This window comes from Amycolatopsis ultiminotia, from assembly GCF_039536925.1.
In the GTDB taxonomy this organism is placed as follows: Bacteria; Actinomycetota; Actinomycetes; order Mycobacteriales; family Pseudonocardiaceae; genus Amycolatopsis; species Amycolatopsis ultiminotia.
This window is the reverse complement of record NZ_BAAAZN010000017.1, coordinates 79422-99867: the sequence shown is the minus strand read 5'-3', so window position 1 is coordinate 99867 and position 20446 is coordinate 79422. Positions and strand designations below refer to the sequence as shown.

At 70.6% G+C, this 20446-nt stretch carries 17 protein-coding genes; 13 read left to right on the top strand and 4 right to left on the bottom strand.

The window, feature by feature from the left end:
* Positions 1-113: 113 nt before the first annotated feature.
* The gene (gene rmuC / locus ABD793_RS31830; RefSeq protein WP_344866754.1) at positions 114-1028 is read left to right on the top strand and encodes a DNA recombination protein RmuC; all 915 of its coding nucleotides are present in this window, start codon (positions 114-116) and stop codon (positions 1026-1028) included.
* Between the two features lie 282 nt (positions 1029-1310).
* Here rmuC and ABD793_RS42850 read toward each other — a convergent pair whose 3' ends face one another.
* Entirely contained in the window at positions 1311-1856 is a 546-nt protein-coding gene (locus ABD793_RS42850; RefSeq protein ID WP_425548801.1) for a hypothetical protein, read from the bottom strand.
* A gap of 353 nt (positions 1857-2209) precedes the next feature.
* Between ABD793_RS42850 and ABD793_RS31825 the strand changes: the two genes are divergently transcribed.
* Positions 2210-3091: a DUF6542 domain-containing protein gene (locus ABD793_RS31825; RefSeq protein ID WP_344866752.1), complete on the top strand. Its 882-nt coding sequence runs from the start codon at positions 2210-2212 to the stop codon at positions 3089-3091.
* A gap of 1595 nt (positions 3092-4686) precedes the next feature.
* Here the strand turns inward: ABD793_RS31825 and ABD793_RS31820 are convergent.
* Positions 4687-5697, bottom strand: coding sequence for a 4-hydroxy-3-methylbut-2-enyl diphosphate reductase (locus ABD793_RS31820; RefSeq protein WP_344866750.1), 1011 nt, complete (start codon positions 5695-5697; stop codon positions 4687-4689).
* 151 nt (positions 5698-5848) lie between these two features.
* Here ABD793_RS31820 and ABD793_RS31815 point away from each other — a divergent pair, with 151 nt between their 5' ends.
* From ABD793_RS31815 to ABD793_RS31790, 6 genes are all read left to right on the top strand, one after another.
* The gene (locus ABD793_RS31815) at positions 5849-6520 is read left to right on the top strand and encodes a lipid droplet-associated protein (protein WP_344866748.1); all 672 of its coding nucleotides are present in this window, start codon (positions 5849-5851) and stop codon (positions 6518-6520) included.
* Positions 6521-6707: 187 nt separating this feature from the next.
* A complete protein-coding gene (xseA, locus tag ABD793_RS31810; protein ID WP_344866746.1) occupies positions 6708-7973 on the top strand; it encodes an exodeoxyribonuclease VII large subunit in 1266 nt (421 codons plus the stop codon).
* Entirely contained in the window at positions 7970-8377 is a 408-nt protein-coding gene (locus ABD793_RS31805) for a hypothetical protein (protein ID WP_344866744.1), read from the top strand. The genes xseA and ABD793_RS31805 overlap by 4 nt, the downstream gene beginning before the upstream one ends.
* On the top strand, positions 8374-8601 hold the full coding sequence (locus tag ABD793_RS31800) for an exodeoxyribonuclease VII small subunit (protein ID WP_344866742.1): 228 nt from the start codon (positions 8374-8376) through the stop codon (positions 8599-8601). The genes ABD793_RS31805 and ABD793_RS31800 overlap by 4 nt, the downstream gene beginning before the upstream one ends.
* A 123-nt stretch (positions 8602-8724) precedes the next feature.
* Positions 8725-9783 carry a class II fructose-bisphosphatase gene (gene glpX / locus ABD793_RS31795; protein ID WP_344866740.1) on the top strand — a complete coding sequence of 353 codons (1059 nt, stop codon included), beginning with the start codon at positions 8725-8727 and terminating at the stop codon, positions 9781-9783.
* A gap of 29 nt (positions 9784-9812) precedes the next feature.
* Positions 9813-10568, top strand: coding sequence for a S1 family peptidase (locus tag ABD793_RS31790; RefSeq protein ID WP_344866738.1), 756 nt, complete (start codon positions 9813-9815; stop codon positions 10566-10568).
* 1 nt (position 10569) lies between these two features.
* Here ABD793_RS31790 and ABD793_RS31785 read toward each other — a convergent pair whose 3' ends face one another.
* Positions 10570-11544: an NAD(P)/FAD-dependent oxidoreductase gene (locus ABD793_RS31785; protein ID WP_344866736.1), complete on the bottom strand. Its 975-nt coding sequence runs from the start codon at positions 11542-11544 to the stop codon at positions 10570-10572.
* 169 nt (positions 11545-11713) lie between these two features.
* On the opposite strand from ABD793_RS31785, the gene ABD793_RS31780 reads away from it, so the two are divergent.
* The 5 genes from ABD793_RS31780 to ABD793_RS31760 all read left to right on the top strand — a co-directional run bounded on the left by ABD793_RS31780 (position 11714) and on the right by ABD793_RS31760 (position 19228).
* Positions 11714-13111: a class II fumarate hydratase gene (locus tag ABD793_RS31780; RefSeq protein ID WP_344866734.1), complete on the top strand. Its 1398-nt coding sequence runs from the start codon at positions 11714-11716 to the stop codon at positions 13109-13111.
* A gap of 296 nt (positions 13112-13407) precedes the next feature.
* Entirely contained in the window at positions 13408-15102 is a 1695-nt protein-coding gene (locus tag ABD793_RS31775) for a PstS family phosphate ABC transporter substrate-binding protein (RefSeq protein ID WP_344866732.1), read from the top strand.
* 37 nt (positions 15103-15139) lie between these two features.
* Positions 15140-16663, top strand: a complete 1524-nt coding sequence (locus ABD793_RS31770; protein ID WP_344866730.1) for an ATP-dependent DNA ligase — start codon at positions 15140-15142, stop codon at positions 16661-16663.
* Positions 16664-17235: 572 nt separating this feature from the next.
* Positions 17236-18360 (top strand): S53 family peptidase, encoded by a 1125-nt coding sequence (locus ABD793_RS31765; protein ID WP_344866728.1) that lies wholly within the window; start codon positions 17236-17238, stop codon positions 18358-18360.
* Positions 18361-18598: 238 nt separating this feature from the next.
* On the top strand, positions 18599-19228 hold the full coding sequence (locus ABD793_RS31760; protein WP_344866726.1) for a Pr6Pr family membrane protein: 630 nt from the start codon (positions 18599-18601) through the stop codon (positions 19226-19228).
* On the opposite strand, the gene ABD793_RS31755 is transcribed toward ABD793_RS31760, so the two are convergent.
* Entirely contained in the window at positions 19188-20405 is a 1218-nt protein-coding gene (locus ABD793_RS31755; RefSeq protein ID WP_344866724.1) for an NADH:flavin oxidoreductase/NADH oxidase family protein, read from the bottom strand. The genes ABD793_RS31760 and ABD793_RS31755 overlap by 41 nt on opposite strands.
* Between the last annotated feature and the right edge of the window lie 41 nt (positions 20406-20446).

The window sequence follows — 20446 nt, the reverse complement described above, 5'->3', positions numbered from 1 at the left end:
GAACCGGTGAACTGGCTGGTCAGCTACGCAGCACGACGGACGGCGCCGGTTTTTGTCGGTGCGGTCCGCCATGATGTCTCCTCGACCGACACCCCTAGGGAGAGGAGGCCCGGGTGGAGACGGTGATCACCACCGCGGCCGTCGTGCTCGCGCTGCTCCTGTGCGTCGCGGTCGCCCTGCTGTGGCGGCTGTACAAAGACGGGATGCGCCGGGCCGACGCGGCTGCGCGGCTGGTCGCGGCGGAGCGCGCGAAGGGCGATCAGCAACAGCTCGCGCTGCGGCGGTACGAAGTGGCGTTCGCGTCGATCCACGGCAGGGGCGAACTCGGCGAACAGGTACTGGTGGAAACCGCTCGGGCACTGGGATTGCGGGAGGGGCTGCACTTCACGCTCCAAACCGATCTCGCCGGCGGCGGGAGCGCAAAACCCGACCTGGTGCTGAACGTCGGCGGCGGCCGGGCGGTACCGGTCGATGCGAAGGCGAGCATGGCCATCTGGGCGGAGGCGGTCGAGACCGACGACCCGGAGGAACGGCTCGACGCGTTGCGCGTCCACGTCCGGCAGCTGCGCTCCCGTGCGGCGGAGCTGGCAGGCAAGGGATACCAACGCTGGGCAGACGCGATCTACGGCACCATCATGTTCGTCCCGTCCGACGCGGCCGTGGCCGCCGCGCTCGACACCGACCCGGAGTTGTTGCGCTGGCTCATCGACCGTCGGGTATTCCTTTGTGGACCGACAGGTTTCGGGGTGCTCGCGTCGGCGGCGTTGTTTGCAGCAAGCGATCGGGCGTTGGTGGAGGACGTGGAGCAAGTCCGCGCCGGGGCGGCCGCCGCGCACCGGGCGGCGGGGAACGCGGTGGAGGCACTCAACCTGTCCACCACCCATCTGCAGCGCTTCGTGTCCGCTCGCCGTCGCGAACTGGAAGCGCTGGAGTCGTTCCGCGCGACGGTCGCGCCACTCACCGACGCGTCAGGCAGCCCGGCACCGGTACCGCAACTGCGAAAGGGGGATGAAGTGGCCGCGAGCTGAGGACCGGCATCCGGCCGCCCGCGTCGGCTTGGCGCGCGATGGGCCGGTCACGACGCTGCGTGGATGGAGCCTGCCTGCCGTGGACGGAGCCTGCCTGCTGTGGACGGGTTGCGCCGCGCGGATGGGCTCGGGCCATGCGGACGCACGCTCCGCGAGCAAGAGGGCTGTGCGAATGGGCTAGGGTACGGAGCCGGCTTCAGGGATGGAGATGGGCTCTGCCGCCTGGAGGCTCGCGGCCAGGGGCTGGTACTTCGAGCGTGCCGGACTTCACTGCCGGGGCGTTCACGTCGCAGTGGTGTGGGCTTCTCTGCCACGGAGATGCGAGTCACCACCGCGGAGGTCTGTTCGTTGCCGCGAAGGCTTGGGGCGACGGATCCACCGGCTGGGGATTCGCTGACCTGGCGAGCGTGGACGTGCCACGGTTCGCAGGACCGGCTTGCACAAGGCGAGCGGAGCAGTACGAGACTCGTGCGTTGGGCGTTGGGCGTTGGGCGTTGGGCGTTGGGCGTTGGGCGTTGGGCGTTGGGCGTTGGGCGTCGGGCGTCGGGCGTCGGGCGTCGGGCGTCGGGCGTCGGGCGTCGGGCGTCGGGCGTCGGGCGTCGGGCGTCGGGCGTCGGGCGTCGGGCGGTTCAGGGATGGGCATCCGTGAAGATCGGCTTGGTGTTGGCCGTTGCGGCATGGGCGCGTGAGGAACGACGTCTTCTTTCGTGCGGCTGTGCGGCGGCGGCTGTCGGGTCGGGCGTTCTGACGGAAGCTGTCGGGTAAATGTCCAGTCGCAGCGCGGCGGCTGGGGGGCGGTTGGGGGCGTCGGAACGTTCGAACGGGCACGATTACGGCATCTCGCGGGCACGATTATTCGCCGGTTGAACCGCGGTACCACGTTAATTCTCGGTCAAGTTCACGGTGTGCCGAATGCGCTGGGCGGGCTTCCGCCGGGGAAGTCCGAGGGCGCACAGCCGGGGTGCGCAGCGGGCGACGAAGTGCCTCACCGGCACATACCACCGGTATGAGTGCTGGTCAGAGGTCTGGTCCACGGGCCAGTCTCACGGCGGAACGGACCGGCCCGCTGACACGCTGGGTACCACTCGACCGGGCGAGAGATCATGCGGTCGGGTGGCGGCTGGGTGCTGTGTTCGACAGTGCCAGCAAGATCGTGACAAGTACGGGCTACGGTGTGCGACGTGACCGCGATACGCGATCGCCAGAGCGATCCTGATGCCGATGACACTCCCGTGCCCTGGGACGAGCGTCTCGTTGTCGGCGCAAGGCGCGGACTGTCCTGGTGGGCGGCCGTGCTCGTGGGTTTCGGCTTGGCCGTGCTCGGCGCCATCATCGACGAGGAGACCAAGGGCAGCCTCGATTTCGTCTTCAAGGCGGGCTATTTCCTCGGGGCCGTGATCGCAGTCGGCGCGGTGCAGAGACGGGCCCTGTTCGGTCCGATGGTGCAGCCGCCGCTGGTACTGGCCGTCACTGTGCCCGGTGTGGTGCTCGTCACCGGCGGTGGTTCCGGCGGCAGTGACACGCTGTCGAAGCTGCTGAACGTCGGGACCCCGCTCATCAACGGCTTCCCGACGATGGCAGTCACCACCGGCGTCACACTGCTGTTCGGCTTCTTCCGCATCTACCGCGAACGCGACCCGAACGCCCCGGTCAAGCTCAAGGACGGCAAACCACCACGCGACCGCGGGGACGAGACGCCCGCCCGGCCCCGCAACCGGCCGCCGGCCGGACGCACCGGGCAGACGCCTCCGCCGCCCGGCAGTTCCCGCCGCGATCCGCGCGAGCGCGGCCTCGACGGCCCCCCTCCGCGTCGGCCACGCCCACCGGCAGACCCCGCTGCCCGTCCCCGGCGGGAACCCGTGGACCCGAACGTTCGCGGCGGACGCAAGCCTCCGCCGCCCGGCCGTCCACGGCCGCCGGAAGGCGACCCGCGCCGGCGCGACCCCCGCGGTGAACCGCCGCCCCGTCGCAGGCCGCGCGGGGACGAGCCGCCCCCCGGCCGGCCGCGCGCGCCGCGCCGGGAACCCCCGCGTCGCCAACGCCCGTGGGAAGACGGTGCCTGACCGGCAACAACGTTTGACACTGCGCCACGGACACCACAAATGCCGCCGATCCCACCCGGACCGGCGGCATTTCCGTGCGACAGCCTCATCGCGGACGGACGGATCACCCGGGCAGCACCCAACCGTGACTGCTCGGCCTCCCGCATCTGGGGGCGACGGCACCAGGACGCCGACGACAAGGAGCACGAGTCGCCGACCACCGCACAGCGCTCGGGTCATGACTGGCACCCGACCTCAACCCGACGTGCACACGCAGTGACTGCCCGACCCCGACGCGAACATTCGCTCCAGGCCGAGGAACTGGACCAGGCGGGAACGGGAGCGATCAAGTCCAACCGGGAACCGCTGGAACGGCAGCGGCGAGCCCCGGGGCTAGAGCGCGGCCCAGCTCAAGGCCGACGCGACTCACTGCCGGTGGGTTCAGGGCAGGCGCCCTGACGGCAAGCACGACTCACGGCGGGCACAGCTCAGGACCGTGGTGTTCCGGTGAAGATCGGAGCACCTGGCACGCCACGAGCACAGATGGAAACCTATGGTGCACAAGGGAAACATCAGTTCGGATCGCAGGACACGGTGCAGGGGAAGAACATCCTGACAGAGCGTTGGCAGGAGCCGGCCGGGAATCGATGGCTCGATAACGCTGGTTGTCACTGGCCCGGACCTGATTCCCAGTGCCTCGGGACAGCTGGGGTTGGTGCAGGAATTGACGGCTTCTTCGAGAACTGGTCGAGCTCACCCGGCGGCCGAAGTGGTGCGCCAACGTACAGCGCGAAGTACTGGTCCAGCCAACAGGAACGCCGACTGCGCTGGCGTGGCATGGCCAAACGGCGGTGGGGCGGGCACCGGCTGAAGCAGCGAGCTGGCATGGCGGGGCACTCGCCTGTCGGGCGCGGCGAAGCGAGACGCGAGTATGCCGGGCGCGGAGCGATGCGCAGCAGAACGCAAGTGTGGCAATAGCGCAGCGGAACGCCAGCGCGGTGAAGGCGGAGCGGAGCACCAGCGCGGCGGGCAGAGGCGGAGCGATGCGAAGCACCGTCGCGACGGGCGCCAGCAGGGCGGGCGCCAGTGTGGCAAGGAGCTCGGGCAATGCGCAGCGGAACGCAAGAGCGATGAGTAGCGAAGCACCGGCGCAGCGGGGCACCAGAAGGGAGAGCGCTGGCGGGGCGAAGCGGCAGCGTGGCCAAGCCGGGCGCGGCGAGACGGGCGCGACGGAACGGGCGCGGCGAGACGGGGCGGCGGAACGGGGACGGAGGGCGGAGCAGCGCGCCAGCGCGGCAAGGCAGCGCGCCAGCGCAGCCGAGCGGGGCGACAGCACAGCCGAGCACGCTCCGCGTACAAGAGCGGGGCGCAGGCGGAGCGATGCGTAGCGAAGCACCAGCGTGACGCAGCACCAGCAGGGAGGGCGCCAAACGTGCGCGGAGACGGGACAAAACCTCGTCTGGCTCAGTCTGGTGCGAAGCGATTGCGGGCGGGGGGCAAAACCGCTCCTCACGCGTCCGGTCGGGGAGCGGGTCCGGGGCCGGACCTGCGGCCCGAAGCCGGGGTGGTGGTGGGGGCTTCGGTCTTCGTGGGGACTGTGTGGTGGGGCGGTTGGGTCAGGCCTGTTCTTTGGTTGCCTTCCGGAGTTCCTTCGGCAGTGCGAATGCGATCTTCTCGTTCGCCGTCGTCACCTCGTCCACCTGGCCGTAGCCGCGGTCGGCCAGCCAGGTCAGCAGGTCCATCACCAGGACGTCCGGGACCGAGGCGCCGGAGGTGACACCTACCGTGGACACGCCCTCCAGCCAGGATTCGTCCACCTCCGTGGCGAAGTCGATCAGGTGGGACGTGCGCGCGCCCGCCTTCAGCGCGACTTCCACCAGTCGCTTGGAGTTCGACGAGTTCTTCGAGCCGACCACCAGTACCAGATCGCATTCCGGGGCCATCGCCTTGACCGCGACCTGCCGGTTCGTGGTGGCGTAACAGATATCGTCACTCGGCGGATCGGCCAGGCCGGGGAAACGCTCCCGCAGCTGGTCGACGCGCTCCATGGTTTCGTCCACCGAAAGCGTCGTCTGGGAAAGCCAGATCACCTTGGACGGATCGCGCACCTCGACCTTGCCGACGTCTTCCGCCTGGTCGACCAGCTGCACCTGCTCCGGCGCCTCACCGGAGGTGCCTTCGACCTCCTCATGACCTTCGTGGCCGATCAGGAGGATGTCGTAGTCGTCCTTGGCGAACCGGTTGACCTCTTTGTGCACCTTGGTCACGAGCGGGCAGGTGGCGTCGATCGTGCGCAGGTTCCGGTCCGCGGCCTCGGCGTGCACCGCAGGCGAGACGCCGTGCGCGGAGAACACCACGAGCGCTCCCTCGGGCACCTCGGAGGTCTCCTCGACGAAGATCACGCCCCGTTCGCGCAGGGTGTCCACCACATGCCGGTTGTGCACGATCTCCTTGCGCACATACACCGGCGGGCCGTAGAGCTCGAGGGCCTTCTCGACCGCGACGACCGCGCGGTCCACACCGGCGCAGTAGCCACGCGGCTTGGCAAGCAGCACGCGTTTGGCGGCGCCGGACTGGGCGATCGTCGGATTGCCGGCGGGCTCGGTTCCGGGACTCGCTGAGGTCATGCCTCCAGGGTACGGGCTGTCCCGCCACTGCTTCGAAGTCCTCTTTGGGATGACCTGCTGGACCATCCGGGATGTGCCAGCGGTCACGTCGCGTGTGCCTGCCCACCCGTTCGGCTGGGCAGGAGGGCCGCCATGCGGCACGCTGTGACCCATGAAGCCACTCCCGCTCCCCCTCCGGGTCGCCGCGGGCCTCGCCGTCACCACCGCCGAGCGGGTTCGTGAGCTCCCGAAGCAGCTCACCGGCCTGCCGGTCACCGTCGTGAGCCAGGTGCTGCAGCTGTCCATGCGCGTGCAGCAGCAGGTCACCGAACTGGCCATCAAGGGCGACGACGCGCTGTCCGTGCTCCGCCCCGTCGAGGACACCCCCAGCTGGGCCACGTTCGACGAGGACGCCGAACCCGACCTCACCCCTGCCCGGCCGAAGCTCGTTCCGGTGGACGACCTTCCGCAGTCCCGCACCAACGGGCACCGCACGACGGCGCCCGACCTCGCCACCGCGGTCGCCGACGACATCGACGACGCCGAGCCCGCCGACCCGTGGGTCGAGGAGACCCGTGCGCTCGCCGAGGACCACGCGGACGGCGAGAACGACAGCGCCGGCAAGCCCGCGGGTCTCACCGGCTACGACGAGTTCAGCCTGCCGCAGCTGCGTGCCCGCCTGCGCCGGTTTACCGTGCCGGAGCTGGAAGAACTGCTGGCGTATGAGAAGGCGCACGCCGATCGTGCGTCGTTCGTCGGCATGCTCGCCCGCCGGATCGCCAACGCGCGCAAGGCCGCGGAGACGAGCGAAGGCGGATCGGGCGACCCCGCGGAAGGCCAGTGAACACCCGCCGACGCACTCCCTCCCGCGGAGGCGGCATGAACACCGCCAACGCACTCCCTCCCGCGGAGGCGGCATGAACACCGCCAACGCACTCCCTCCCGCGGAGGCGGCATGAACACCGCCAACGCACTCCCTCCCGCGGAGGCGGCATGAACACCGCCAACGCACTTCCCCCTGCGGAGGCGGCATGAACACCGAACCGGCGACCAGTCCGGAGCAGCCGTGGCCGGTCCGGACCGTCGCGCGCAAGATCGGGGACTGGATCCACCGGCTCGGCGATGTGTGGGTCGAAGGCCAGCTCACACAGATCAACGCGCGTCCGGGTACGCAGACTGCGTTCCTCACGTTGCGGGATCCCTCGGCGGACGTGTCGATGTCGGTCACCTGTCCGATGTGGCTGGTGCGCGAGCTCGAAACACCGCTGCGCGAAGGCGATCGCGTCGTGATCCACGCGAAGCCGTCGTACTTCTTCGGACGGGGCACGCTCAGCCTGCGGGCCGACCGGATTCGTGCGGTCGGCATCGGCGAACTGCTCGCGCGCATCGAACGGCTGCGTAAGCTGCTTGCCGCCGAAGGACTCTTCGCCCGCGAGCGGAAACGGCCGATTCCCTTTCTGCCCAGGGGAATCGGCTTGATCACCGGACGGGCCTCCGCGGCCGAGCGCGACGTGCTGGCAAACGCGCAGGCACGCTGGCCGCATGTGCTGTTCAAGGTCGTGAACACCGCGGTGCAGGGACCGCAGGCGGTGCCGCAGATCCTCCGCGCACTGTCCACTCTGGACAAAGATGCCGACGTCGACGTGATCGTGCTCGCCCGCGGCGGCGGCAGCGTGGAAGATCTGCTGCCGTTCTCCGACGAGGCGCTGTGCCGGGCGGTTGCGGCCGCGGGCACCCCGGTGGTCAGCGCGATCGGGCACGAACCGGACACCCCGTTGCTCGACCACGTCGCCGACCTGCGGTGTTCCACCCCGACCGACGCGAGCAAACGCATTGTGCCCGACGTGCGGGAGGAGACCGCCCGCGTACGGCAGATGCGTGACCGCGGCCGGCGCGCGCTGCACGGCTGGGTCGACCGCGAGACGCGGCTGCTGACCCAGCTGCGCAGCCGTCCATCGCTGGCCGATCCGCTCGGCCCGATCCAGCGCAGGCTCGACGACGTACTGCTGCACCGCGAACGCGGCCGGCGCGCGATGCTCGGGCTGCTCGCCAAGGACCAGGCCGAGGTCGCCAACGCCCGCGGCAGGCTGACCGCGCTCGGCCCGGCGGCCACCATGGCCCGCGGCTACGCCGTCGCCCAGTTCACCGACGCCGAAGGCAACCTCCAGGTGCTGCGGTCCGTCTCCCAAGTCGAGGACGGTGCGCCGCTGCGCGTGCGGGTCGCCGACGGGGCGGTGCACGCGGTGGCCGAGTCCGTCGAGAAGACAGCGGAGACCGCGGAAGGAGACCGGCCGTGAGACAGCAGGCACCGGCGTTCCTCCCGCTCACGGTGGACGCTGCGGCCCGGCTCGGCGCCGGTCCCCTACTGCGGCAGGCGCTGGCCACCGACCGCGCGGCCGACGAGTGCTGGACGGCACTGCTCGCCGGTTGTGGCACGGCCGCGCGCCGCGGGCTCGCTCCGCAGCTGCGTCGTCTTTCGGAGGCGACCTCGGAACAGGTCGGCCCGCGCTGGTGGTTCGCCGAAGGCGCCGGGCATCGGCGGCGGGTGGCTGGTGCGCAGGAGAACCTGGAAGACGCGATAGCAGAAGGTGACGGGCAGGAGTTCGCCCTCGCGTTCGTCGGCTACGACCACGCGATGGCCAGCGCGGTAGTCTGCGCGCACAGCCCCGTGCACCCGAAGGTCGGAGAACGTCGAGCGTGAGCGAATCAGCCAGCGAAACCGCCGGCCTCGGCTACGAGCAGGCACGCGACCAGCTCGTCGAGGTCGTGAAGGAACTCGAGGCGGGCGGGCTGTCCCTCGAGCAGTCGCTCGAGCTGTGGGAGAAGGGCGAGCAGCTCGCGAAGGTGTGCGAGCGGCACCTGGAAGGCGCGCGCGAACGGGTCGAGGCGGCACTGGCGTCGGTCGAGGACGACGACGCTGAGTAGGTGACGACGCTGCGTGCATGACGACGCAGGGTGACGTGCACCATGCGCGACTGAATCGGTCAGGGCAGGCCGGCATCTGAGAGACTGGGCTTCCACTGAGGAACTGTGATCCGGGAGGTCCGTATGACCACAGCCAGTGACCCGCGTCGAGTCGAAGCGCCCGATCGCAACCTCGCCATGGAACTCGTGCGCGTGACCGAGGCGGCCGCGATGGCGGCAGGCCGCTGGGTCGGCCGCGGCGACAAGATCGGCGGCGACGGCGCGGCGGTCGACGCGATGCGCCAGCTCGTCTCCACCGTCTCGATGCGTGGCGTCGTGGTGATCGGCGAGGGCGAAAAGGACGAGGCGCCGATGCTGTTCAACGGCGAGGAGGTCGGCAACGGCGACGGCCCGTACTGCGATGTCGCGGTCGACCCGGTGGACGGCACCACGCTGATGGCCAAGGGCATGCCGAACGCGCTGGCCGTGCTCGCCGTCGCCGAACGCGGGGCGATGTTCGACCCGTCCGCGGTGTTCTACATGGAAAAGCTCGCCGTCGGGCCGGACGCGGCCGGCAAGGTGGACCTGGCCGCGCCGATCGACGAGAACATCCGCCGCGTGGCCGAGGCGAAGAACTCCAGCGTCAGCGATGTCACGGTGTGCATCCTCGACCGGCCGCGGCACGAGCAGATCATCAAAGAGGTCCGCGAAGCTGGCGCCCGGATCCGGTTCATCTCCGACGGTGACGTGGCAGGCGCGATCGCCGCGGCCCGCCCGACCACCGGCGTGGACATGCTGATCGGCATCGGCGGCACGCCGGAGGGCATCATCGCCGCGTGCGCGATGAAGTGCCTCGGCGGCGAACTGCAGGGCAGGCTGTGGCCCAAGGACGAGGAGGAGCGCGCGAAGGCGCTGGCCGCAGGCCACGACCTCGACCGGATCCTGCTCAACGACGACCTGGTACGCGGGGACAACGTGTTCTTCTGCGCCACCGGCGTCACCGACGGCGACCTGCTGCGCGGCGTGCACTACCGCGCGGGTGGCGCGACGACGCAGTCCATCGTGATGCGGTCCAAGTCCGGCACGGTCAGAATGATCGACGGTTATCACCGGCTGGAGAAGCTACGGGCTTACTCGTCCGTGAACTTCGACGGCAAACTCGAACTCAACGACGACGGCAGCGTGCCCCCGCTGCTGCCCTGACCCGCGGAACCCCCGCAAGGAGCCATCCGGTGCCGAAACGGTTGCCCGCCATGCTGTCCGCCGTCCTCGTCGCTGTGGCGCTCGGCACCGGCACTGCGGCCGCGAGCCCGGCACTCGTCGGCGGGACCGCGGCGGACCAGCCCTACCCGTTCGCGGTGTCGCTGCACACCTCGTCCGGTGCGCTGTTCTGCGCCGGTTCGCTGATCGCCCCGTCGTGGGTCGCCACTGCAGCGCACTGCCTGTCCGCGGAGAAGCCCGCGACGGTCGGGCTGCGGGTCGGCACGGCCGACGCCGACCAGGGCGGGGAAACGCCGAAGGCGGCCGAATTCGTGCTCAACCCGCACTTCAACGCGGCCGACCAGACCGGTGACCTCGGGCTGATCCGGCTCGCCGAACCGGTGCAGGCCACGCCCGTGCCACTCGGTGAAGCAGCGGGCCCCGGCACCGCGACCCGGTTGCTCGGCTGGGGCCAGACCTGCGCGACCCCGGACTGCGGTCCGGTCGCGTCGTCCCTGCAGCAGCTGGACACCCACCTCGTCGAGGGCGCGAACTGCAGCTCGGCGTTCGACGGCACCGCCGAGCTGTGCACGGACAGCCCCGGCGGCAAGGCCGGTTCGTGCTACGGCGATTCCGGCGGCCCGGAGCTGGCCCGCGACGGCGACCGGTGGGTGCTGGCCGGTGTGATCAGCCGTCCCGGCAACGGGTCGACGACCTGCGCGACCGCCCCGTCCATCGCCACTTCGGTGGTCGCCTACCGGCCGTGGATCGAGGAGAAGACCGGCTGACTCATTCCGCGTTGCTCGAGTGGCCGGGGAACAGGTGTGCCTCCGGGTTGAGCGCCACCGCGATGTTGTTCACCGCCGTGGCGGCCTCGCCGAAACCGGTGGCGATCAGCTTCACCTTGCCCGGGTAGGCGGCGACGTCGCCTGCCGCGTACACGCGTGGGCGGGCGGTGGCCATGGTCGAATCGACGGAGATGGCGCGGTGGTCGATCTCGAGGCCCCAGCTTTCGATCGGGCCGAGGTCGGCGGTGAAACCGAGAGCGGCGACCACTGCGTCGGCACGCAGCTGCTCCTCGCCCGCGCCCTTCACCGAAAGGTCCACGGCCGTCAGTTCGCCGCCCGGTGCGGCGACGAAACGGGTCACCTCGGCGTCGGTGACCAGCCGTATGCCCAGCTCCCGAACCTGGCGCACGATCGACTCGGCTGCCCGGAACTTCGCCCGGCGGTGCACCAGCGTCACGCTCTCCGCGACCGGGTGCAGCGCGAGGCACCAGTCGAACGCCGAATCGCCGCCGCCGACCACCACCACGTGCTGGCCCGCGTGCGCGGCCAGCGACGGCACGAAGTGCACCATGCCGCGGCCGAGCCAGCCGTCCCCGGCCGGCAGCGGACGCGGGGTGAACTCGCCGATTCCCGCGGTGATCAGCACCGCGCCCGCCCGCACCACCTCACCGCCGTCGAGGGTGAGCTGCACGCCGCTGTCCAGGATCTCCAGTTTCTCCGCCTTGCGCCCGAGCAGGTACTTCGGCTGCCACGGCGCGGCCTGCTCGACCAGGCCGGTCACCAGATCACGGCCGCGGATCGCCGGGAACCCGCCGACGTCGTAGATCATCTTCTCCGGGTACATCGCGGTGACCTGCCCGCCGGGTTCGGGCAGCGAATCGATCACGGCCATGGACAGGCCGCGGAATCCCGCGTAGTAGGCGGCGAACAGGCCGGTCGGGCCTGCGCCGATGACGGCGAGATCGTAGGAATCCATAAAACTCGCTCCAGCCAGTGGTGGGTGGCGGTGATCGAGAACACATCGAGAATAGCCAGCCCGGCAACGCCGCTCGGTAGGGGGCGGGCCACCGGAGGAAGCCGGGCCCGGTCGCCGAGGTGGGCGACGCCACCACGCCATCCGCCGGATTCCGGGCCAGAATCAGGGTATGGCTGAACAGGAATACCGGATCGAACACGACACGATGGGCGAGGTCCGCGTCCCGGTCGACGCGCTCTACCGCGCGCAGACGCAGCGTGCCGTGCAGAACTTCCCGATCTCCGGCCGCGGTCTCGAGCGGGCCCAGATCCGCGCGCTGGGCCTGTTGAAGGCGGCCGCCGCACGGGTCAACAAGCAGCTGGGCGTGCTGGAGGGCGAGGTCGCCGACGCGATCGCCGCGGCAGCCGACGAGGTCGCCGACGGCCGTCACGACGCGCATTTCCCGATCGACGTGTTCCAAACCGGTTCCGGTACCTCGTCCAACATGAACGCGAACGAGGTCATCGCGACGCTGGCCACCCGCGCACTCGGCCGGGACGTGCACCCGAACGACCACGTCAACGCCTCGCAGTCGTCCAACGACACGTTCCCGACCACGATCCACGTCGCCGCGACCGAGGCCGTGCTGACCGACGTGGTGCCGGCGCTGGAGCACCTCGCGGGCGCGATCGAGCAGCGTGCGCAGGAGTGGCAGGACGTGGTGAAGTCCGGCCGCACGCACCTGATGGACGCGGTGCCGATCACGCTCGGCCAGGAGGCCGGCGCATGGGCCGCGCAGATCCGGTTCGGCATCGAGCGGCTCAAGTCCGGCCTGCCGCGGCTGGGCGAGCTGCCGATCGGCGGCACCGCGGTCGGGTCCGGGCTGAACGCGCCGGACGGGTTCGGCGCCGCGGTCGCCGCCGAACTGGCGAAGCTGACCGAGCTGCCGCTCACCGAAGCACGCAACCACTTCGAGGCACAGGCAACGCAGGACAGCGTGGTCGAGACCTCCGGGCACCTGCGCACGGTCGCGGTGTCGCTGAACAAGATCGCGAACGACCTGCGCTGGCTGGGTTCCGGTCCGCGTGCCGGGCTGGCCGAACTGGCGCTGCCGGACCTGCAGCCGGGTTCGTCGATCATGCCGGGCAAGGTGAACCCGGTGATCCCGGAGGCGACGCTGCAGGTGGTCGCGCAGGTCGTCGGTAACGACGCGGCGGTGGCGTTCGCCGGTGCGGCGGGCAACTTCCAGCTCAACGTGAACCTGCCGGTGATCGCGCGCAACGTGCTGGAATCGGCGCGGCTGCTCGCGGCCGTTTCGCGGCTGCTGGCGGACAAGGTGTTCGCCGGGATCACCGCGAACACCGAGCAGGCACGGCAGTACGCCGAGGGTTCGCCCTCGATCGTGACCCCGCTGAACAAGTACATCGGCTACGAAACGGCGGCGTCCGTGGCGAAGCAGGCGCTCAAGGAGCTGAAGACGATCCGTGAGGTCGTCATCGAGCGCGGTTTGCTGAAGGAAGGCAAACTCACCGAGGCCCAGCTGGACGAAGCCCTCGACGTACTGCGCATGGCACGCGGCGGGAAGTAACTCAGTCCTCTGCAGCGGCCCTCGCGAGCGGAATCGCGGGGGCCGCTGCTTTCGCGTTCCGTGAGTCCACATGCGACGGATACGGTGACCATCGTCGGTCACGGCACAACCGTCGCCACGGCGTCCCGGTGTCGGTGCCCGGCGGTGCAGCGCACCCCGGAGCGGCTGCGGACGGCGGTCGAGCGGATTTCATCGGCTTGCTGAACCGCGAGTGAACTCCTGGTGCACGAGGGAGGGGTCCCGCCGCGGACGCCTACTGTGGGCATCTCGGAATTCGCGATGGGGGAAGGAACGCCGTGAGCTTCGGGGAGATCCTGCGGACGCTCGCCGAGGTGCTCACCTCCGGGCGCGGCATCATCCCGATCGCGGTCGTGGCGGGTGCGACGATCGCGGCGCCGCTGATCGACCGCTACCTGATCCGGCGAAGACGGCTGCTGTTCCGGGTGCTCTACAACTCGAAGATCGGCCTCAGTCCGGTCACCCTCGGCGACGGCAACGACGGCGCGGCACAACAGGATCCCGAGCTGGTCCGCACGGTGCGGCTGCTGGAACCGCTCAGCGTGGTGGTGATCCGGATCCGCAACACCGGCAGCTTCGACATCCGCCCCGACGACTTCGAGCACCCGCTGCAGTTCACCTTCGGCGATCGGATCGTGTGGGACGCACGGGTGTCCGAAGCCCGCGACGGCCTGCGCGACGTGGTGCGCAACGGTCTCGAGTTCTTCACCCACGACGAGCCCGCACCGGAGCCGGTGCCGGACGCCGCCCGGCTGTCCGGGGTCAGGGCACTGCTGCCGCAACGGCTCGCCGACCTCCTTCGCCAGCCCGACCCGTCGTCGACGCAGACCAGGGCACCGCAGTGGCACGGGGTGCAGCTCGGGCGACTTTCCCTGAAACGCCGGGAAAAGTTCAAGCTCGTCGTGGTACTGCGCGAACCGGACGGCTGGCACGGCGGTCCGCTGTCGAAGGACTGGGGGTGGACCGGACGGCTCGGCGGCGGCCGGATCAAGGACGAACGCAAGCAGCGCCGGCTGTCCTGGCCGGTGGTCACGGTGGCGATCGGCGTGCTGCTGACCGGGGCGCTGATCAGCACCCTCATCGTCGCCGCCTCGCAGTCGTCCGCCTCCGGCTGTGGCAGCGGGTCGGTCGCGGTGCACGGGTCCAGCGCGTTCGTGCCGATCCTCGGCAACATCGCGCAGGAGTACCACGGGCAGTGTCCGGATGCCGGGATCACCACCCAGGCCACCGGCAGTGTCTCCGCGGTACGGGAACTCGGCCCGCTGGCACCGGAGGCGAAGGACGGTCTGGCCGTGCTCTCCGACGGCAAGGCGAGCGCGGCCGGGCCCGACCTGGTGGCGCAGCCGGTGGCGGTGCTGATGTACAGCCTGGTGGTGAACGGTGCGACCGGCGTCGACCGGCTGACCACCGACCAGGTACGCGGCATCTTCAGCGGCCGGTACCGCGACTGGGCACAGCTGCGGCCGGGCCCGTCGTTGCCGATCCGCATCGTCGGGCGTGGACAGGAGTCGGGCACGCGCAGCACCTTCGAGCACAAGGTGCTGGACGCCGCGGAACCGGCGCTGTCTTCGGACGACTGCCGGACACCGCGGTTTCCCCCTGCCGCCGGGGTGGTGCGGTGTGAGCGCGGGACCACCGCCGAGCTGCTGCAAGCCGTCGGCGAGACACCGGGCGCGATCGGGTACGCGGACGGGCCTGCCGCCAAGCTCGCGTCGGGCCAGGGCGGCAAGGTCACCGTGGCCCAGCTCGACGGCCGCTACCCGGACGTGACCAGCATCGACGCCGGCTACCGCTTCTGGACCGTGGAATACCTGTACACGAAGGGCGTGCCGGAGAACGATTCGCTGCTGAAGCTGTTCCTCGACTACCTGCGCAGCAGCACGGCACGCGCGGAACTGCAGGACGCGGGCTACGCCCCGTGCGTGACGAAGCAGGGTCTGCTGGATCCGTATTGCACCCGGCCGGACGCGTGAGCCGGTTTTTGTCGGTGGCCGGGGTCATCATGGTCGGGTGCTGCTGACCGACCTCGTCACCGCCTCCGCCGAGCTGGCGGCCACCCGCTCCAGGAAGGCGAAGATCGCCGTACTGGCCGCGGTGCTGCGCGCGGCCGAGCCGGATGAGCTGCCCGCGGTGATCGCCTACCTCACCGGGCAGACCGCGCAGGACCGGCTGGGCGCGGGCTGGCGCACGCTGGCCGAGCTCACGGTCACCCCGGCGGCCGAGCCTGCGGTCGCGGTGCACCAGGTCGACGCGGCACTCACCGAGGTCGCGGCCGCCGCCGGGGCCGGTTCGGTGCAGCGGCGCGCGGACGTGCTCACCGCGCTGTTCGCCCGGCTGACCCGGGCCGAACAGGAGTTCGTGATCCGGCTCGTCACCGGGGAGCTGCGCCAGGGCGCACTGGAGGGCGTGATGGTCGAGGCGATCGCCGTCGCCGCCGAGGTGGGCCTCGAGCAGGTCCGGCGGGCGTTCATGTTGTCCGGACGGCTGCCGGTCACCGGGCACGCGGCGATGACCGGCGGCGCGGCCGCACTCGGGCAGTTCCGGCTGGCGCTCGGGCGGCCGGTGCGGCCGATGCTGGCCTCGCCGGCGGAGTCGCTGGAAGAGGCCTTCGCCGAACACGAGCACGCGATTGTCGAGTACAAAATGGACGGTGCACGGATACAGGTGCACCGGCAGGGCTCGCAGGTGCACATCTACACCCGCACGCTGCGGGAGATCACCGCGAGTGTGGCCGAGCTGGTGGAGCTCGTGCGCGCGCTGCCGTGTGAATCGGTGGTGCTGGACGGGGAAACGCTCGCGCTGACCGACGACGGCAGGCCGCGGCCGTTCCAGGAAACGATGAGCCGCTTCGGCAGTACCCGCGAGGAGCAGGTGCGTGCGTTGCTGTTGCGGCCGTACTTCTTCGACTGCCTGCACCTCGACGGCGTGGATCTGCTCGACTCGCCGCTGTCCGAGCGCAACGCGGCGCTGCGCCGGGTGGCCGGAGCGCACGTGATCCCCGGCGAGGTGCACCCGCCCGATCCGGCGGCGGTGCTCGACGCCGCGATGGCGGCAGGCCACGAGGGCGTGCTGGTCAAGGACCTCGATTCGGGATACGCAGCCGGTCGCCGCGGGCGCGCCTGGCTCAAGGTGAAACCGGTGCACACCATCGACCTGGTGGTGCTCGCCGTGGAATGGGGGCACGGGCGGCGCACCGGCATGCTGTCCAATCTGCACCTCGGCGCGCGGGATCCCGACGGTGGCCCGCCGATCATGGTCGGCAAGACGTTCAAGGGCCTCACCGACGAACTGCTCGCCTGGCAGACCCGGCGGTTCCAGGAGATCGAAACGCACCGCGACCGCTGGACCGTCCACGTACGACCGGAGGTGGTGGTCGAGATCGAGCTGGACGGCGCGCAGGTCAGCACGCGGTACCCGGGAGGTCTGGCGCTGCGGTTCGCCCGCGTGCTGCGGTACCGCCCGGACAAGGATCCGGCCGAGGCGGACACCATCGACGCCGTGCGCGCACTGCTGCGCGGGGAGCGGGCGGAATGAGCATATTCCGGACATCACACCGGATTCCGCGCCGTTTTCGGGGAAACGCCCGACGAAAGTCGATGTCGTGGCACCGGGCGCGAAGGCGAGAGTGGGGGAACTGCTTCGGCTTCGGGTGCTGGGAGCTGCTTCGGGTGAAAGGGAGAGTGCACATGAGGTTTCGGGTCCGGTCCGCTGCCCGGCGGCTCATCCGGCCGGCCGCCCTGCTGGCCGGTGCGGCACTCGCCGTCACGGCGATGACAGCCGGGACCGCGGCGGCAGCGGCGTCCGAAACCACCGCGGCGACATCCGCAGCCGCTGCGGGCGGAAGCACCACGGCACCCGCTGCGGCATCCGCGGCCGGAACCACCACGGCACCCGCTGCGGTCTCTGCGGCGGCGAACGCCGCGGCCAGGTCGGCCGGAGCCGGAGCCAGTCCGGCTGGGTCGGCCGGGGCCGGAGCCAGTCCGGCTGGGTCGGCCGGGGCCGGAGCCACTGGGGCTGGGTCGGGGAGCGCCTCGCCGGCGCCGCCGAAACCGCCTGCGGAGCACCGGTTCTCCGCGGCTGCTCGGTCGTTCGTCGGAGCGGCCACGGTGCCGGAGCGGGTCGCGAAGCTCGAGGCGGCGATGGCGAAGCTGCCACCGGAAAGCGGCGCTTACCACGCCACGAAGCTGTGGGACCAGGGCATCACCGGCGCGGGCGCCACGGTGGCCACGCTGGTGTCGTTCGGTGACGACCAGGTCAAGCAGGTCCTCGACGAGTACTCGCAGAAGCACGGGCTGCCGCCGGCCAACGTGGAGGTGCTGCAGCCCTCCGGCGCGGTGCCCGCCTGTACCGACCCCGGCGTGGACACCGCCACCTGCCAGGCGTGGGGCGGGGAAACCGACCTCGACGTCACGATGATGCACGCACTGGCGCCGAACGCGAAGATCGTCGTCGCGGCCACCCCGGTCGCCGAGACGCAGGGCTTCACCGGGCTGCCGGAGATGATGCAGGCGGTCGACTACCTGACCGAGCACCGGATCGCCGACGTGATCTCCATGAGCTTCGGCACCGCGGAGGAGAACTTCCCGTCGTTCCCGTCCATCAAGACCCTCGATCCGGCGCTGGAGCGGGCCGGCCGCGCGGGGGTCACGATGGTCGCCTCGTCCGGCGATGACGGGCCGACCGGCGGGGACCTGCAGGGCACCGGCAACTACCCGTACCGGGTGGCAAGCTGGCCTGCCGGCGATCCACACGTCACCACGCTCGGCGGCACACAGTTGCACCTCGACGCCGAAGGCAACCGCACGAAGCCGGACGATCTGGTGAACGTCGCCGACAACGGCTTCGCCGAGGGCGCGGGCCTGTCGAAGGCCTACGCGCGCCCGTCGTGGCAGAACGGCGTCAAGAAGATCACCGGCAGCCAGATGCGTTCGTTCCCGGACATCAGCATGGAAGGGGTCAACGGCACGTCGCAGTCGGCGCCGCTGTTCGCCGGCGTGCTGGCGCTGGCGGTGCAGTCCCATCACGGTCGGCTCGGCCAGATCAACCCCGCGCTGTACACGGAACTCGGCCCGGCAGGCACCGCGGCCGGCATCGTCGACGTCACCACCGGCGACAACAGCCAGGACGGCGTGCCGGGATTCAAGGCCGCCGCCGGCTACGACATCGCCAGCGGCTGGGGCACCGTCGACGCCTCGATCTTCGTCCCGGCGTTGGTGAAAGCGCTGCACTGACGGCTCCGCGCCTGGAGACCGAGGCGGCCCGGCACGAGCGATCGCCCGGCCCTGCGCACGGTGCCCAGGGCCGGTCCGATCAACGCCGCCCGTGCCGACTGCCTCGTCGCATCCCGGGCGATACCGCACCGACCTGACGAACCGTAGGAGCGTTTTCGTGCCGGCGGCCCACGACACCGGCCGTCGCAGCGGGCGCGAAAACGTCGCAAACGCCGATCGGGACCGTACCGTGGTCGGCATGCCTTCGAGGACGTTGGTGCGCGGATGGTTCGCCGTCACCGCGGTCGTGGTGCTGGCGGCGCTGGTCATCCAGATCGTCGCGGTCGCGCGTGCCGAGGGGCGGGTCGCGAACCTGCTCAGCTACTTCACCATCGACTCGAACCTGCTGGTCCTCGTGACCACCGCAACGCTCACGCGAGGCCGGGCGCCCTCGTCGACGCTGTTTCGGGTGCTCTGGCTCGACGCGCTGGCCGGGATCGTGGTGACCGGCGTGGTCTACCAGGTCGCGCTCGCCGGGCGGTACGAACTGCACGGACTCGATCTGCTCGCCGATTTCCTGCTGCACCGGGTGTCGCCGGTGCTGTGCGTGCTCGGCTGGCTGATCGCCGGACCGCGGATCAGCAACTGGCGCGCGGCCCGCTGGTCGATCGTCTTTCCGTTGCTGTGGCTGGCTTTCACCCTCGCGCGCGGCGCGTCCGGCGGCGGTTATCCGTACCCGTTCATCGACGCCGGGGCACTCGGCTACGTTCGCGTCGCGCTCAACTGTGGCTTCATCGCGGTGTTCTTCGTGCTGCTCGTCGTCGCGATCCGGTTCGTGGATCAGCGGCTCAGGCACGCACCCGGCGGAACGCGTTCAGCGGATCGTTGAGCCCGGCGGTCGCCAGCGCCCGCCACGCGCTCCGGCGATCGGCCGGTTTGCCCTCCGCCAGCCGGTGCAGCTGCTGGGTGTGCCACTGGATTTCCAGCAGGCTGTCCGCGAGCCGGATCCCGGTGCGCGGGCACCGCCGCTGCGCTTGCACGTCCGCGCCGGCCAGCAGCCGTCCCGGCAACTCCGCATCCACGATGTAGGGACGACCGAGGCCGATCACGTCCAACGCACCGGAACGCAGTGCCTCGGCCATCGCGGCCGCCGTGGTGAAACCACCGGTGACCATCAGCGCCACATCGCTGACCTGGCGGGCTTTCGCCGCGTAGTCCAGGAAATACGCTTCCCGCTGCGCGGTGCTCTCGCGGACTGTCCCCATCATCACGGTCTTTTCGTACGTACCGCCGGAAATCTCCAGCAGGTCGATGCCCGCCTCCCCGAGCGCCCGGACGACGCGCAGCGACTCGTCCTCGTCGAAGCCGCCGCGCTGGAAATCCGCGCTGTTGAGCTTCACCGAAACCGGCACCCGATCCCCCACCGCGGCGCGCACCGCACGCACCACTTCGAGCAGGAACCGGCTGCGGTCCCGGCCCCATTCGTCCTCGCGCCGGTTCACCAGCGGGGACAGGAACTGGGAGATCAGGTAACCGTGCGCGCCGTGCAGCTGCACCCCGGCGAACCCGGCGGCCACGAACGTCCGCGCGGCCAGCGCGAACCGCTCCACGATGCCCTCGATCTCGGCACCGGTGAGCGCGCGAGGCGCGGCGAACGCAGTGCGCACGCCCCGATCGCCGAAGGAGACCGCGGACGGCGCGACCGGACGGCGCGACAGGTACCGCGGGCTCTGCCGTCCGGGATGGTTGAGCTGCACCCACAGTTGCGCGTCCGTGCCGTCGACAGCCTGCGCCCACGGCCGGAACGCCGCAGCATCCGGCACCGTGGGCACCGCGACGTTGCGTGGTTCACCGAGCGCAGCCGGATCGACCATCACATTGCCGGTCACCAGCAGCCCGGCGCCACCATGCGCCCAGGTCCGGTACAGCGAGGCGAGTTCGGACGTCGGTGCGTTACGCCGATTACCGAGCTGTTCGCTCAACGCCGATTTCGCGAGCCGGTGCGGCAGGACCGCGCCACAGCGCAGTTCGAGCGGTTCGGCCAGCAGTTCCCGGGTGACTGTCATCGCGGTCCCGTCGTCGCAGCGAACTTACCGCCAGTAAGACT

What these genes read in the sequence shown, in the direction of transcription:
- ABD793_RS31820 (WP_344866750.1), bottom strand. Translation starts at nt 5,697, where the DNA reads ATGACCTCAGCGAGTCCCGGAACCGAGCCCGCCGGCAATCCGACGATC.
- ABD793_RS31815 (WP_344866748.1), top strand. Translation starts at nt 5,849, where the DNA reads ATGAAGCCACTCCCGCTCCCCCTCCGGGTCGCCGCGGGCCTCGCCGTC.
- xseA (WP_344866746.1), top strand. Translation starts at nt 6,708, where the DNA reads ATGAACACCGAACCGGCGACCAGTCCGGAGCAGCCGTGGCCGGTCCGG.
- glpX (WP_344866740.1), top strand. Translation starts at nt 8,725, where the DNA reads ATGACCACAGCCAGTGACCCGCGTCGAGTCGAAGCGCCCGATCGCAAC.
- ABD793_RS31785 (WP_344866736.1), bottom strand. Translation starts at nt 11,544, where the DNA reads ATGGATTCCTACGATCTCGCCGTCATCGGCGCAGGCCCGACCGGCCTG.
- ABD793_RS31780 (WP_344866734.1), top strand. Translation starts at nt 11,714, where the DNA reads ATGGCTGAACAGGAATACCGGATCGAACACGACACGATGGGCGAGGTC.
- ABD793_RS31760 (WP_344866726.1), top strand. Translation starts at nt 18,599, where the DNA reads ATGCCTTCGAGGACGTTGGTGCGCGGATGGTTCGCCGTCACCGCGGTC.
- ABD793_RS31755 (WP_344866724.1), bottom strand. Translation starts at nt 20,405, where the DNA reads ATGACAGTCACCCGGGAACTGCTGGCCGAACCGCTCGAACTGCGCTGT.